A 14,502-nucleotide genomic window follows, 5' to 3' on the forward strand; every position below is an offset into this window, starting at 1 on the left:
GCCGCCAACGGCGGCCTGTCCAGAGGCCGCAGGCCGCATAAGCCGTCACGCAGTGACGGCTAAACCAGCCCGGCAGGGCTGGCATAAGCGGGCAGAAAACAGGCGCTTCAGGCCGCCCGTGCCTTACGAATCAGGTCGTAAGCCGTCTGGATTTCCTGCGTTTTTTCCTTCGCCAGTTTCATCATTTCCTCCGGCAGGCCCTTGGCCACCAGCTTATCCGGATGATGCTGACTCATTAATTTGCGGTAGGCTTTTTTCAGCTCGTCATCGCTGGCGTCCACCGCCACCCCCAGCACCGCGTAGGCGTTGCGCAGCTGCGCCGGTGCATCGGGGCGGGTGTTGTATTGCTGGCGCTGGCCGCTCATGGCGGCCTGCACCCGGCTGTTGATCCATTCAAACTGAAACGCACCAATACCCAACTGCCGACATAAACGGTCAAACAAGCGCCGTTCTTCTACCGACAGGCGCCCATCGGCGTAGGCGACGCTGAGCTGAATTTCCAGAAACATCTGCGCCAGCCCATGGCGTTGCTTTAGCAAGTCACGCAGCCGCTGTAAATCCGCATCGACGTCGGTGGCCGGGTCTTTGCCTTCGGTAAAAAAGCGGATAGCACTCTGGCGCTGGGCGCCGGTTAACCCCATCTGCGCCATAATCTGGCTGGCGGCATCAATTTCCTGCTCACTGACGCGGCCGTCAGCTTTGGCCAGCCGGCCCATAAAGCGGAAGGTGGTGCGGAAGAACACCTGCTGCACTTCGCGCTGGTCGCCCTTACCTGCAGCCGCTGTTGCGCCCCCGGACAATACCCGGACCAGGGCGTTATCCAACAAATGCCCGGCAAAGGCACCCACCAGCAAACCAAAGGGGCCGCCGCTGAGCAGCCCGACGATGGCGCCAAAGATTTTTCCGAACCAGATTTTCATAGGCTTAAACCCTGCCCTTGCTGCTGATGCTGCAGGTACTGCTCCAGCTGTTGTAAGCGTTGCGGTGTACCAACGTCCACCCAGGGCTGTTCCAACAGCGCACCGGCCATACGTTGATGATCCATCGCCCGCCGCAGCAGCGGCGCCAGCGGGAAAGCACCCGGCTCGCAACCGGCCAGCAGCTGCGGGTGCAGCACACTGAGGCCACTGAAGGTTAAGCGGGGTGCATCCACCGCCGTGGCCGGGTTCAGGACCCGGCTCTGCTGCAGAATAAAATCGCCACTGGGATTATGGTCGGGATTCTGCACCAGCCATAACCAGCCCAGATCATCGCCCAGCTGAATATCGCTGACGCCCTGATAATCCCAGCCCGTCCAGACATCGCCATTAACCAGAAAAAACGGCTCGCTGCCCAGTAATGGCAAGGCCTGCAGAATACCGCCGCCGGTTTCCAGCGCTTGTGGTTCCGGCGAATACTGCAGGCGCGCCCCATAACGGCTACCGTCACCCAGCGTGGTTTCAATCTGCGCCCCCAGCCAGGCGTGGTTAATCACTATGTCGGTAATACCGGCCGCTACCAGTTTTTCAATGTGATGCACAATTAAGGGTTTACCCGCCAGCGGCAGCAGCGGTTTGGGGCAATGGTCGGTCAGCGGTGCCATACGGGTACCGCGACCGGCGGCCAGGATCATGGCTTTCATTCAGCGCTGCTGTCGCGGATATGCGGTGTTTCCGAAGCCGGCAGTTGGGCCAGCAGGGGCATAAAGCGTTGCTGCAGCCAGGCGTGAAACGCCGCCAGTTCGTCATAGCGGGCGCTGATATCCAGCAGGTATTGGCAGGTATTGGGGATATCGGCCAGATAGCCGCTCTTGCCGTCGCGCAGATGCAGGCGGGCAAAAATACCGGCGGCTTTTAAATGCCGTTGCAGGCCCATCCAGTCAAAATCGCGGCGGAACTGCGCCCAGTCGCCCAGGTAAATGCCCTGCGGGCGGGCCTGTTCCCAGTACAGTGCGGCCAGCTCATCCACCAGTGTGGCCGGCCAGCGCACGTAGCAATCACGCAGCAGCGACACCAGATCGTAAGTGGCAGGGCCGGCCACGGCATCCTGAAAATCGATTACCCCCAGTGAACCATCGGGGCGCAGCATCAGGTTGCGGGAGTGGTAATCGCGGTGCACTGCCACCACCGGCTGTGCCAGTGCGCTGGCCCGCAGCAGTGTAAAGGTTTGGTGCAGCAGCTCCTGTTCGGCATCGCTCAGTTCCATGCCCAGCAGTTGCTGGCACAACCAGTCGCGGAACAGCGCCATTTCGCGGTCCAGCAAGCCGGCATCGTAAGGCGGCAGGTTGTCGGTCGGCAGTTGCTGAATGTGTAACAGCTGGGTGATGGCCTGACCGTACAGATCCGCCAGGTCTTTTTCACTCAGGCCATCGGCGTGCAGCGCCGGCCACAACAGCTGGTCGCCAAAGTCTTCCAGCAGCATAAAGCCGCGCTCAAAATCATGCGCAATCACTTTCGGTACCGTCACATCCTGGTCGCGCCAGGCTTTGGCGACGGCCACAAAGCGCGGGTTGTCTTCTTTATCGGCCGGTGCATCAACGGCAATCCAGCTGTGGTTTAAACAATGCAGACGGAAATAACGGCGAAAACTGGCATCGCCGGATACCATGTCCATTTTTGCGGTCACATCAAAGTCGGCATGCTGGCGAATCATCGCCACAGCCCATTGCGCGAGATCTTCCCGACGCTGATCCATGCTGGCCTCTCAGGGTTAGTCGTTCTAAAATTGGCCGCCTTTCCGGCAGCCCTGCTCAGTGCAGTGGTTTTGCTGTTAAGATACCACACTCATTATGGATAGGCGCTACAGCCAGTCATGACACAGTTTTGCCAGACATTTCAGCGCCTTACGTCTTTTATTGCGGTCTGTTCCGGGCTGCTTTTATGGCCGTTGGCGGCCCACGCAGAGAACCTGTCCACGCCGCCACTAAGCTGGTACGAGCGTGACCAGTTAAGCGCAGCAGAACAGCAGGCGCTGCCGGAATTCTGCCGCGGCGCTTACCGTATTCCGGCCATTACGCCCCTGCCCGGCGATCTTTCCGAAGCCGAGGCCGACCAGTCCACCAGCGACAAAGACGGTAATTTCGAGCTGCAGGGCAACGTGGTACTGCAACAGCAGGATCGTATTGTACGCAGCCAGACCGCCCGCTGGTTTCAGAGCCTTAATACCGGGGAATTCAGCGGTCAGGTGGGGGTCACCACGCCCGAGCTGGTATTGCAGGGTGAACAGGCCAGCCTGGACCAGACGGCCGGACGGCTGCATATCAACCAGGCCGAATATTCCCTGCCGGGCCGGCATATCCGCGGCAGTGCCGATGAAATCCAGTCAACCAATACCGGGCTGATGGATATGCGCAACGCCACCTTTACCTTTTGCGAACCCGGCCATAACGACTGGGATATTGCCGCCACAGAACTGCATCTGGACCAGAACGAGGGCATTGGTACCGCGAAACACACCCGTTTGCGCATTGCCCGGGTGCCGGTGTTGTATCTGCCCTATTACCGCTTCCCTATTGGTGATCAGCGGATGACGGGTTTTCTGAATCCGAGCGTTGCCATCACTAGCAAACTGCAGGCCGAAGATATTCAGATTCCGTTTTACTGGAATATCGCGCCCAATTACGACGCCACCATTACGCCGCACTATGTGCGTGAACACGGCACGGTGCTGGAATCCCAGTTCCGTCATAAAACCCGCTGGTTCGGCGATGGTGAATTTAACTACGCCTACCTGGAAAAAGACAAAACCACAGAAGAGAAGCGCTGGCTGGTCAATTACCAGCAGGAAGGCCGCTTTGGCAGCAACTGGCAGCACCGCTGGGTTTACAACAACGTCAGCGATGACGATTACCTGAATGATATGACCCCGACGTCCTATGTTGACCGCACCACACAACTGCCGCGGCGCGGGGAAATTCTGTGGAACCGGAATAACTGGCATTTCGATATCACCGGTGAGACCTTCCAGACCATCGACCCCAACATTGGTCTGGCTGCCCGCCCTTATGGCCGGTTGCCGCAACTGAACCTGTCGTACATGCCACTGACCATTAACCAATGGCAATTCCAGCAGCGCCTGCAGGCCACCCGCTTCAGCCGCAAAAGCAACGACATCATCAACGATACCGAACAAACGCTGAGCGGCTTTGCCGCCCTCAACGGTGACCGGCTGTTATCCGATACCAGCCTTGCCTACCCAATGGAATGGCCCTTTGGTTTTGTAAAACCGGAAATTGAATACCGCTACCGCAGCTATAACTTACGGGATGCCGATGAAGCCCTGCTGGCCCGTCCGGATGCCCCGGATCTGCATGCCAGCTTTGGCGTGCCACGCTACAGCCTCGATGCCGGCCTTTATTTTGACCGCGATCTGGACCTGTTCGGCAGCGACTATCAGCAAACTCTGGAACCACGGGTGTTCTGGGTAAACAGCCCGTATCAGGAAAACCAACACCAGATTCCGAATTTCGACAGTGCCGCCATCACCGTCACCTATGCCAGTTTATTTACCGGTGAGCGCTTCACCGGTGATGATCGCCTGGCCGACCTGGATCAGGTCAGTGCCGGCGTCACCAGCCGCTTTATCCGGGGTGACGGACTGGAACAATTCCGTGCCAGTGTTGGCCAGATTTTCTATCAGACCGACCGTCAGGTGCAGCTGAACGGTACAACGGTTCCCCCGGCGGACACGCGCAATACCTCCAGCATGCTGGCCGAGGTGGAATGGACCCCCGACACCCACTGGTCGGTGTATTCCATCCTCGAATGGGACCCTTACGATAATTACACTAAGCAGAGTCGTTATGGTCTGCGGTTCCAGCACGATAACCGCATGCTGAACCTGGCCAGCAATACCACCAAACAGTTCAATGCCAGCAAAGACGAAACCGAGGTTCTCAGCGACCAGATCGACATCGGTGCTTTCTGGTCACTGAATGATCGCTGGGCTTTAATCGCCCGTGCGCTGTACGATAACCGCCCATACGAAGAATCACCCAAACAGCCACGCAGCCGGATTCTGGAATCTTTGGCCGGCGTCGAATATCAGAATTGCTGTTGGCGGGTACAGTTTACCTACCGGGAAAGCTCCTTACAGGAGAATAACCCCGAGTCGGAATTCACCACGCGTAAGCGCTATGGCTTTCTGTTCAGCGTACAGCTGAAAGGGCTTGGAAATTTTGGTGCTGGCACCGACAAACTTATCAGCGAAAGCGTAACCGGATACTCAAGACGGCAATATCATGACTATTAAATCTTTATTACTCGGCGGCCTGCTCGCCGTGGGCGCGACACTCACCCAGGCTGAACCGGTGCTGCTGGATCAGGTAATCGCCGTGGTGGATGACGATGTCATTATGGCGTCAGAACTGCAGCAGCGGGTGGAACTGGTGTATCAGCAAAACCGTGGCGGTACGCTGCCGCCGCAAGCGGCGCTGGAAAGCCAGGTGCTGGAGCGCATGATTATTGAAAGCATCCAGCTGCAGATGGCCGAACGCGGCGGTGTGCGCATCAGCGATGCCCAGCTGAACGAAGCGATGGGGCGTATTGCCAGCCAGAACAATATGAGCCTGCCGCAATTCCGGCAGGCCATGGAAGCGGAAGGCATTTCCTTCGCCTTAGCGCGCCAGCAGATTCTGGATGAAATGCGCATTTCCCGCGTGCAGCGTTTTCAGGTCGGTGAGCGCATTCAGATTACCGATCAGGACGTCGATTACTTCCTCGCCTCAGAGCTGGGCAAAATGGCTTCATCGGCGGAATACCAACTGGGCCATATTCTGATCGCCACCCCCGACAACGCCACCCCGGCGGATCTGAAAGCGGCCGAAAAGAAAGCCAGCGAGATCGTCCGTAAACTGCGTAACGGCGGTGATTTCCGCCAGCTGGCGATGGCCGAATCCAGCAGCCGCACCGCACTGGAAGGTGGCGATTTAGGCTGGCGCAAAGAAAGCCAGCTGCCCGGCTTATTTGCCGACGTTGCCCCCAAGCTGCAGGTCGGTGAAATCTCCGACCCCATCAGCGCCAGTGGCGGCTTTCATATTATTCAGCTGAAAGACAAACGCGGCGGCAGCACCCAGCTGATTACCCAGACCAAAACCCGCCATATTCTGCTGCGCCCGAACGAGCTGCGCGATGCCGAAGACGCTGAGCGCCAGATTCACCAGCTGTATCAGCGTCTGCAGGCCGGCGAAGATTTCGCCACCCTGGCGCGCGAATTCAGCGATGACCCCGGCAGCGGCAGCAACGGCGGTGATTTAGGCTGGGTCAACCCGGGCGATATGGTGCCGGAATTTGACGCCACCATGAAAGACACCGCCGCCGGCGCCATCAGCGCGCCCTTTGAAACCCAGTTCGGCTGGCACATTCTGCTGGTTGAACAACGCCGCCAGACCGACGTTGGTGCCGAAAACCAGCGAAATCAGGTGCGCAATATGCTGTACGGCCGTCGCTTTGAAGAAGAGTTGCCCATCTGGCTGCGTAAAATCCGCTCCGAAGCCTATGTGGAAATCAAGGACCGTTCATGACCCTGCGTCTTGCCATTACCGCCGGTGAACCGGCCGGCATCGGTCCCGACCTGTGCATTCAGATTGCCCAGCAAGTGCACGCACATGAACTGGTGGTGATTGCCGACCCACAGCTGCTGCAGCAACGCGCCGCCCTGCTCGGTTTACCGTTGAGCATTCGCCTTTACAACGACGCCGAAGCACCTCGCCCCTCGTGCGCTGGTGAACTCTGCGTCTGCCCCGTGGCTCTGGCGCAGCCGGTGGTGGCCGGGCAACTGCAGGTAGCCAACAGCCACTATGTACTGGAAACCCTGCGCGTGGCGGTGCAGGGCGCATTGGATAAACGCTGGGCGGGTATCGTCACCGCGCCGGTGCACAAAGGCATCATCAACGACGCCGGCATTGCCTTCAGTGGCCACACCGAATATTTCCGTGATTATTGCGGCGTAAAAGAAGTGGTGATGATGCTGGCCACCAGCGACCTGCGCGTGGCACTTGTAACCACTCACTTACCGCTGAAAGACGTTCCGGCGGCCATTACCCCGGAGCGCATCAAGCGGGTAACGCGCATTCTGCATAACGACCTGGTGACCTTTTTCGGTATTCCGGCGCCGCATATTCTGGTCGCCGGGCTGAATCCGCACGCCGGCGAAGACGGCCATCTTGGCCGCGAAGAACTGGATGTGATTATCCCTACTCTGAACGACCTGCGCGCCGAGGGCCTGCACCTCACCGGCCCGCTGCCGGCCGATACCCTGTACACGCCCAAGCACCTGCAGCACGCCGACGCCACCCTGGCCATGTACCACGATCAGGGCCTGCCGGTACTGAAATTTCATGGCTTCGGCCGCGCCGCCAACATTACTCTTGGCCTTCCCGTTATCCGCACCTCGGTGGACCACGGCACCGCCCTCGACCTCGCCGGCAGCGGCAAGGCCGACGCCGGCAGCCTGTTAACCGCCATCGACGTCGCCCTGCACATGGCAGCTCATCATGTCTGAAAAACGCAAACACATCCCTACCGCGCAGGGCCACAAAGCCCGTAAGCGTTTTGGCCAGAACTTCCTGCACGATCACCATGTGATCGACAAAATCGTCCGCGCCATTAACCCCAAACACAGCGATGCGCTGGTGGAAATCGGCCCGGGCATGGGCGCCATTACCGAACCGCTGCTGGAAGCCTGTGGCAAGCTGGATGTGGTGGAACTGGACCGCGATTTAATCCCGATTCTGCGCACCAAGTTTTTTAATTACCCGGAATTCCGCATTCACGAAGGCGATGCGCTGAAGTTTGACTTCAACACCATTCTGCAGCCCGGCCAGCGCCTGCGCATTGTCGGCAACCTGCCGTACAACATCTCCACACCGCTGATTTTTCACTTTCTGGCGCACCACAAAATTGTGCAGGACATGCACTTTATGCTGCAGAAAGAAGTGGTTGAACGTCTGGCCTCCGGCCCTGGCACCTCCGATTACGGTCGGCTGGGTATCATGGCGCAGTACTACTGCAAGGTAGAGCCGCTGTTTATTGTTGGCCCCGGTTCCTTCAATCCGCCGCCGAAAGTGGATTCCGCCATTGTGCGCCTGCGCCCTTACGAAGAACTGCCCTACCCGGCCAAAGACGTGAAAGTGCTGCAACGGGTGGTGCGCGAAGCCTTCAGCATGCGCCGCAAAACCCTGCGCAACACGCTGAAAAACCTGATCAGCGCCGAACAGCTGGAAGCCATCGGCATTGATACGACGCTGCGCCCAGAACGCTTAACCCTGCAGGAATACGTGCGCATTGCCGATGCTGTGTGCGATTTGGGGCTGCTCACCGACCCAGGTATCGATGAAAGCTTCGATGAAGGCGCCGATGACCTGAACGCGGACGACCAGGCATGAACCTCAGTGACAGCATTGTGGTAACGGTAAAACCGGAATACCTGCCGCAGCAATCGTTGCCGGAAGAACAGCGCTATGTGTTTGCCTACCATATCCGCATTCACAACAACGGCCTGCAAGGCGCCACCCTGCGCAGCCGCCACTGGTTTATTACCGACGGCAACAACGAGGTGCAGGAAGTGAAAGGCGACGGCGTGGTGGGCGAACAACCCACCATTGAGCCGGGTGAAACCTACCGTTATTCCTCCGGTGCGGTCTTACGCACCCGGGTTGGCAGTATGCGTGGCTACTACGTGATGCAGGCCGATGACGGCACCCTGTTCCACGCCAGCATTCCGGTCTTTACCCTCGCCAGCCCCAACGCGCTGAACTGAGGAATACACCCATGGCAACTTACGCAATCGGTGATATTCAGGGCTGCTACGACGCCTTGCAACGCCTGCTGCAACAGTGCGCCTTTGATCCGCAGCACGATCAGCTGTGGCTGGCCGGCGATCTGGTCAACCGTGGCCCACAGTCACTGCAGGTGCTGCGTTTTGTGCAGCAGCTGGGTGAGCGCGCCAGGGTGGTGTTGGGTAACCACGATCTGCACTTACTGGCGCTGCATTACAGCGGCGGCAAACTGAAAAAAAGCGACACCATTCAGGATATTCTGCAGGCACCGGATCGTGAACAACTGCTGGATTGGCTGCGTCGCCAACCCTTAGTGGTACTGGATGAAACCAACAACTGGTGCATGAGCCATGCCGGCATTCCGCCCCACTGGAGTGTGCAACAGGCCCGGCAGCTGGCACAGGAAGTGGAACGTGTTTTACAAAGCGACCGGTGCAGCGAATTTTTCCGCCAGATGTACGGCAACCTGCCCGACCGCTTGCAACCGGACTTACAGGGGATAGACCGGCTGCGGGTCATTGTGAATTACTTAACCCGCATGCGCTTTGTCGGCCCGGATAACGAACTGGATCTGCTCAGCAAAGAAGGGGTTGGCACCGCACCGGCGGGCTTTCAGCCCTGGTTTAAGGTGCAGCCACGGCAGGCTGCCGCTAACCGGCTGCTGTTCGGCCACTGGGCGGCGCTGGAAGGCAAAACTGACAGCACCAATGTGTACGCGCTGGATACCGGCTGCGTCTGGGGCGGGCAATTATCGGCGCTGCGACTGGACGACGAAACCTGGTTCCGGGTACCGGCCACACTTTAACCAACAGGGTAACCGCTATGAACTTTAAACGCATCCGTACCGGCGAAGCCAAGGCGCTGCTGGACCAGGGCAACCTGAACATTGCTGATATCCGCGATGAACTGAGCTACGAAGCCGGCCATATCCGCGGCGCCGTGCGCGTGGACAACAGCAACCTGCAGCAGTTTATGCAGGGCTGCGACAAAGATGCACCGCTGGTGGTGTGCTGCTACCACGGTAATTCCAGCCAGGGCGCGGCGCAGTTTTTTGCCAGCCAGGGCTTCAGCCAGGTGTACAGCGTGGATGGCGGCTACGAAATGTGGAAGCTGGGTTTTCCCGAGCTGTGCGAGCGCAGCTGAGTAACATCAGCCATCGCCTCCGGCCGGCCGTGCTCAGGCACGTTGCCGGCGCCATTCGGCGCGTAAATTAATAAGATTACCGCCAAACATCAGCAGCGCTCCCAGCAATACCCACACGTCCAGCGCCTCGCCGTAAAACACAAACCCCACCACCGCAATCAGCGGCAGCCGTAAAAAATCCAGCGGCACCACCACTCCGGCATCGGCCAGCTGAAAGGCTTTGGTCATGCAGTAATGCGCACTCATGGCGGTAACGCCGACCAGCACCATCCACACCCACAGCTCCCCCTGCGGCATCAGCCATTGTGGCTGGTCGGGTAGCAGGCTGAGGGGAATCAGGCTCATGGGTAACTGCATCAGGGTCATATAAAACAGAATGCACAACGGTGTGTCGGTGCCGCTGAGTGACTTGGTAAAAATATAAGCCGCGGCATAGCCCATGGCCCCGGCCAGCACCGCCAGCGCCGCCGGATGCATCACCCCGGCACCGGGCCGCAGAATCAGCAATAACCCGCCAATCCCAAACAGCAGCGCCAGCCAGCGCGGGGCGGTTAACCGCTCGCCCAGCACCAGTGCCGCCAGCAAGGCGGTCCAGACTGGCGTGGTAAATTCCAGCGCAATCACTTCCGCCAATGAGATAAGACCGAGGCCGTAAAACCAGCCATATTGGCCGGCAAAATGGGCGATATTACGCCCCAGATGGGCTTTTACACGATGAGTACGCAGCTGCTGCCAGCCGGTCAGCCACACCAGGCCGCCGATCAGCAGTACGCCGATAACGCTGCGGATTAAGAGAATCTGAAAGGTGGAGAAAGACGCCGCCAGTTCACGGCCGGACACCGCCATCAGAATAAAAGACACCAGTGCCGCGGCCATCCAGAGTGCGGCCCCGGCGACCGGGTGTTGCCTTACTGCCATGAGAATTGTCCGCGGGGTTACTGCGAGGCCGGCAGGCTAACAACTGCTGCCTTACCAGGCAATAACCATATCGTCGCGTTGAATCGCCAGGCGTTCGGCACTGAGCTTCATCTCAGCAATAACAAACTGCGGCTGCACCTGCTTAACCACAATTTCAGTGGCCATGTCGGTCAGCTCGGTGCGCGGCTCCAGATCCAGGTTGTAGAACGTACCGGTACGGTACACCTGAAATTTATCGCCGGGGCGAATGCCGGCACCAGCGCTGGCTTCAATATGCAGACGATTACCCCGTGCCTGTACGATGCGCGCCATAAAGGGCTGGCAACGCAGCACTTCATTCACGTCCGCCACCGCGCCCTGCAACACCTGGCGCACTTCTTTACCGTAACCGGTTTGCCAGAACTGCGGCGAGCCAAAGCCAACCGCCTGCACCGACGGTGCATTCCACTGCCCCACCGCGCTGTAACTGCGCTGGAATAACATGGCGCCGCTTAAACCATCGTGCACAAACACATCCATCACAAACTGGCGCGGCCGGCTGGCTTCCGGCAAACCCAGCCGGGCCCGCCATTCACCGGCGTTACTGGCGCGGTCGGCCAGCGATAAATCGCGTACCACGCCCGACACCACATATTGCGCGCCCAGTTGCGTGGCCAGCGCCACCGAGGTGGTTAAGCGCTGCTGCGCGGTTTCTTTCGACGGTGCGCGGCGCGGGTCCTGATACAGACTGATGCGGGTAGCATCCAGTGCATGCACCGCACCGCTGTTATTCAGGCTGTTCACCAGCACCCGGGGTAAATCCTGCTCAACATTCTGCAGCTGGCCCACCGTGGCCTGTTGCGGCTGCGCCAGCCCGAAACCGGCCACCGCCACCGCTTTACGGTAGCGCTGCTCACTGGCCGGGCACATGGCATCAGCAGCCACTTCGGCACGGATACCCACCTCATACAGGCCATCCGTTTGTTCTTCCCACAGCACTTCAACATTGCGCAACTGCGCCGTACTGCGCACCTGCACATCGTCCTGCGCCATAACCCCTTTGCTTAACAACGCCGTACTGCGCACCTGCGCACTGGCGCGCAGACTGGCCTGATGCATGGCATCTTTCAGCGCCTGACTGCGCACATGGCTGATGGCCCCCTGCACCGGCGCACTGCCAATGGCTTCCACCATCTGCACGGCCTGCGCCGGCCATGCCAGTACCAGCGCCGGTATCAAAATCAGCAATGCCCGCATAAAAGCCTCCGTTGTGGGTTAACGCCGAACCGCAGTGGCATCATTCAATAAAGTAAAAACCGGCTTCCGGCATGCTGCTTTCACCCTGCACCCGCTGGCGCTGACTGGCGGCAAACTTGTTTGGTGCCGGCGCTCCGCCCGCCACCGTGGTACGGCAATCCACGTTGAAACGCTGGTTATCCACGGTTTGCAGACAATTGCGGAAGCCATGATCAATCACCATTTCCAGCACCGTTTCCACCGTACCATCCGGCATCACATCGGTAGAAACCACGCGGGCACCGTGCATATAGGTTTCGACATAAGAACGGAAGCGGTCATTCTGCACCACCATATCGCGCACCGTGGTGCTGCCCTGCACCGAGATGCCATACACGCGCTCAGCCATGGCGCGGTAAGCGTCCATACGGGCGGCGCGGATGGCCAGCAGGCGACGCTGCGCATCCGACTTGGACTTACTGGCCACCTCCGTAGCGCCATAACCCACAACCCGCAAGGTCATGGGAGCAATAGGGTCAACTTCCTGCTTTACCGGCTCAAAGTAAGCCCCTGGCTTCTGATTTACGTCTTTCTTACTGGCACAACCAGCCAGCAAAGCAGTGGCCACCAACAAGGCAGACACAGGCGCAATACGCGCAGATAACAGGGTACGGATCATGGTTTTCTCCCGACGACAGTCTCGTTGGCTACTGTGTCGGCCGTGATGGCAGAAGGTTTAGGCTTTTTTACCCCGCCGACTGACAGCAATGACAGCCGGCCGGGGTGTGCATGGCGCAGATTGGCGACTATTATAGGGAGCATACCGATGAGCGGAAAACTGACGTAAGAGTCAAGAAAAACCAGCAAGTTCCCGCGCCATCACCCTGAACCCAAAACCACGCACAAGGATCGATCATGATGAAACGTTCTCTGCTGGCGGTTGCCGTAACCGCACTGACCTCTCAGGCGGTCTATGCCGCACCTTACATGCCCATGGATGCCCGTGGTCTGGCCATGGGTAACACCGGTGTTGCCAGCGCCAAGCGCGCCCACGCCCCGGCTTACAACCCGTCGCTGCTGGCGCAGGGTTCAGAAAAAGACGATTTCGCGCTGCTGTTCCCGCAACTGGGTGTGCAGGTAGCCGATGAAGAAGAAATGATTGATGAAGCGGAATTGCTGTCGGATGAGATTATTCCGCGGTTTGAAGATGCGATTGAAGGTAATGGTGGCTTTATTGGCCTGGAAAGTGCTCTGGATAACTTTACCAGCAACCCAAGCTCAGGAAACCTTAGTAGTCTGGAAGCCAGTCTTGGCGAAGTACAGCAATCGGTTACTGAACTGGATGATTCGTTAAAAAATATTTCCGGTAATCCGTTATCGGCCAATCTGGGCCTGAACTTTGCGTTAGCGATTCCCAGCAAAAAATTTGCTGCAGCATTAAGTGTTGGCGGCTCTGCGGGTGTTTCTGGCCGGGTTAAATATTCCCAGGCGGATTCTGATTTATTCACATCCTATGTACCGGAAGTACAGGAGTTAGTAGATTTCGTTAATGAAGTTAATACTTCAGTGAACTCCGGTGGCTCCATACCGCTTCCTGAAGTCCCCACCAGTAACATCGTTGATTACTCCGGATTCATTACCGATTCTCCCGCAACAGCCGGCGCCACAGTATCAAACATTGGTTTATCTGATGCAGCCAGTGATCCTGATTTGACGTCCTCCGTACAGGTGGTCGCTTACGCCATTGCCGATGTAGGTATTTCCTTTGCCCGTGAATTTGATATCAAAGGCGAAAAAGTCGCCTTCGGTATTACTCCGAAACTGCAGAAAGTTTCCACCTTCCATTATGCCGATAAAATTGATGGTTTTGACGACGTTGACGAAGACACCCTGAAAGATACCCAACAAGATTACACCCGCTTTAACATGGATATCGGTGCCTCCTACCGCTTCGGTGGATCTGGTAAGTGGATGGTCGGTGTTGTAGGTAAAAACCTGTTCGGTGGCAGCTTTGATTATGAAGATGCTACGGTTTATGAAAAAGATGTAAACGGTGATCCTATTCTGTCAACGGGATACTCCATTGAAGGTGGCAAAGTTAAACTGAACCCACAATTCCGTGCCGGTGTGGCGTATAACGGTGACTGGACCAGCATCGCGCTGGACGTTGACCTGGTCGAAAACGATCCGGTTGCCTTCGAAAACGCAACCCAATACGCCTCACTGGGTGTGGAGCTGGATGTGTTCAGTTTCCTGCAACTGCGTGCCGGTTACCGCACCAACATGAGCGCCAGTGATGCCAACGTCGCCTCGATTGGTCTTGGTCTGTCACCCTTTGGTGTGCACCTGGACATCGCCGCGATGGCCAACCCGAGCAAGCCGGAAAAAGAAGCCGGTGTTGCGATGGAACTGGGCTTCTATTTCTGAAGCCAGCTCTAACCGGGTACACTCTGGCCGCAGAATCACAGCGG

General features: G+C 58.0%; 14 protein-coding genes. 8 read left to right on the forward strand and 6 right to left on the reverse strand.

Translation table 11 applies throughout. The features are described 5' to 3' along the window. Window positions 1–107 precede the first annotated feature (107 nt). Genes djlA through GJQ55_RS10825 form a run of 3 tightly spaced genes read right to left on the reverse strand, consistent with a single transcriptional unit; the run spans window position 108 to window position 2,673 of the window. On the reverse strand, window positions 108–920 hold the full coding sequence (djlA, locus tag GJQ55_RS10815; protein WP_228344979.1) for a co-chaperone DjlA: 813 nt from the start codon (window positions 918–920) through the stop codon (window positions 108–110). Next, window positions 917–1,621, reverse strand: coding sequence for an N-acetylmuramate alpha-1-phosphate uridylyltransferase MurU (gene murU / locus GJQ55_RS10820; RefSeq protein ID WP_228344980.1), 705 nt, complete (start codon window positions 1,619–1,621; stop codon window positions 917–919). The genes djlA and murU overlap by 4 nt, the downstream gene beginning before the upstream one ends. Continuing rightward, window positions 1,618–2,673, reverse strand: a complete 1,056-nt coding sequence (locus GJQ55_RS10825) for an aminoglycoside phosphotransferase family protein (protein ID WP_228344981.1) — start codon at window positions 2,671–2,673, stop codon at window positions 1,618–1,620. Before GJQ55_RS10825 ends, murU begins: the two co-directional genes overlap by 4 nt. A gap of 192 nt (window positions 2,674–2,865) precedes the next feature. Here GJQ55_RS10825 and GJQ55_RS10830 point away from each other — a divergent pair, with 192 nt between their 5' ends. Genes GJQ55_RS10830 through glpE form a run of 7 tightly spaced genes read left to right on the forward strand, consistent with a single transcriptional unit; the run spans window position 2,866 to window position 9,898 of the window. Next, window positions 2,866–5,229, forward strand: a complete 2,364-nt coding sequence (locus GJQ55_RS10830; protein ID WP_228344982.1) for an LPS-assembly protein LptD — start codon at window positions 2,866–2,868, stop codon at window positions 5,227–5,229. Continuing rightward, window positions 5,219–6,499 (forward strand): peptidylprolyl isomerase, encoded by a 1,281-nt coding sequence (locus GJQ55_RS10835; RefSeq protein ID WP_228344983.1) that lies wholly within the window; start codon window positions 5,219–5,221, stop codon window positions 6,497–6,499. Before GJQ55_RS10830 ends, GJQ55_RS10835 begins: the two co-directional genes overlap by 11 nt. Then, window positions 6,496–7,479 carry a 4-hydroxythreonine-4-phosphate dehydrogenase PdxA gene (pdxA, locus tag GJQ55_RS10840; protein ID WP_228344984.1) on the forward strand — a complete coding sequence of 328 codons (984 nt, stop codon included), beginning with the start codon at window positions 6,496–6,498 and terminating at the stop codon, window positions 7,477–7,479. The genes GJQ55_RS10835 and pdxA overlap by 4 nt, the downstream gene beginning before the upstream one ends. Then, complete coding sequence (gene rsmA, locus GJQ55_RS10845; protein WP_228344985.1) at window positions 7,472–8,362, forward strand: 16S rRNA (adenine(1518)-N(6)/adenine(1519)-N(6))-dimethyltransferase RsmA; 891 nt, start codon at window positions 7,472–7,474, stop codon at window positions 8,360–8,362. The genes pdxA and rsmA overlap by 8 nt, the downstream gene beginning before the upstream one ends. Next, window positions 8,359–8,736, forward strand: coding sequence for a Co2+/Mg2+ efflux protein ApaG (gene apaG / locus GJQ55_RS10850; RefSeq protein WP_228344986.1), 378 nt, complete (start codon window positions 8,359–8,361; stop codon window positions 8,734–8,736). The genes rsmA and apaG overlap by 4 nt, the downstream gene beginning before the upstream one ends. Before the next feature lie 11 nt (window positions 8,737–8,747). After that, window positions 8,748–9,560: a symmetrical bis(5'-nucleosyl)-tetraphosphatase gene (locus GJQ55_RS10855; RefSeq protein WP_228344987.1), complete on the forward strand. Its 813-nt coding sequence runs from the start codon at window positions 8,748–8,750 to the stop codon at window positions 9,558–9,560. 17 nt (window positions 9,561–9,577) lie between these two features. Continuing rightward, window positions 9,578–9,898 (forward strand): thiosulfate sulfurtransferase GlpE, encoded by a 321-nt coding sequence (glpE, locus tag GJQ55_RS10860; protein ID WP_228344988.1) that lies wholly within the window; start codon window positions 9,578–9,580, stop codon window positions 9,896–9,898. Between the two features lie 33 nt (window positions 9,899–9,931). Here glpE and GJQ55_RS10865 read toward each other — a convergent pair whose 3' ends face one another. The 3 genes from GJQ55_RS10865 to GJQ55_RS10875 are packed head-to-tail and all read right to left on the reverse strand — an operon-like array spanning window position 9,932 to window position 12,710. Then, window positions 9,932–10,816: a DMT family transporter gene (locus GJQ55_RS10865; protein ID WP_228344989.1), complete on the reverse strand. Its 885-nt coding sequence runs from the start codon at window positions 10,814–10,816 to the stop codon at window positions 9,932–9,934. A 51-nt stretch (window positions 10,817–10,867) separates the two neighbouring features. Continuing rightward, window positions 10,868–12,052 carry a flagellar assembly protein FlgT gene (locus GJQ55_RS10870; RefSeq protein WP_228344990.1) on the reverse strand — a complete coding sequence of 395 codons (1,185 nt, stop codon included), beginning with the start codon at window positions 12,050–12,052 and terminating at the stop codon, window positions 10,868–10,870. Between the two features lie 40 nt (window positions 12,053–12,092). Further along, complete coding sequence (locus GJQ55_RS10875) at window positions 12,093–12,710, reverse strand: LPP20 family lipoprotein (RefSeq protein WP_228344991.1); 618 nt, start codon at window positions 12,708–12,710, stop codon at window positions 12,093–12,095. Between the two features lie 236 nt (window positions 12,711–12,946). Here GJQ55_RS10875 and traF point away from each other — a divergent pair, with 236 nt between their 5' ends. Beyond that, complete coding sequence (gene traF / locus GJQ55_RS10880) at window positions 12,947–14,458, forward strand: conjugal transfer protein TraF (protein ID WP_228344992.1); 1,512 nt, start codon at window positions 12,947–12,949, stop codon at window positions 14,456–14,458. Window positions 14,459–14,502: the final 44 nt, after the last annotated feature.

It is taken from the genome of Venatoribacter cucullus (assembly GCF_016132445.1).
In the GTDB taxonomy this organism is placed as follows: Bacteria; Pseudomonadota; Gammaproteobacteria; order Pseudomonadales; family Oceanobacteraceae; genus Venatoribacter; species Venatoribacter cucullus.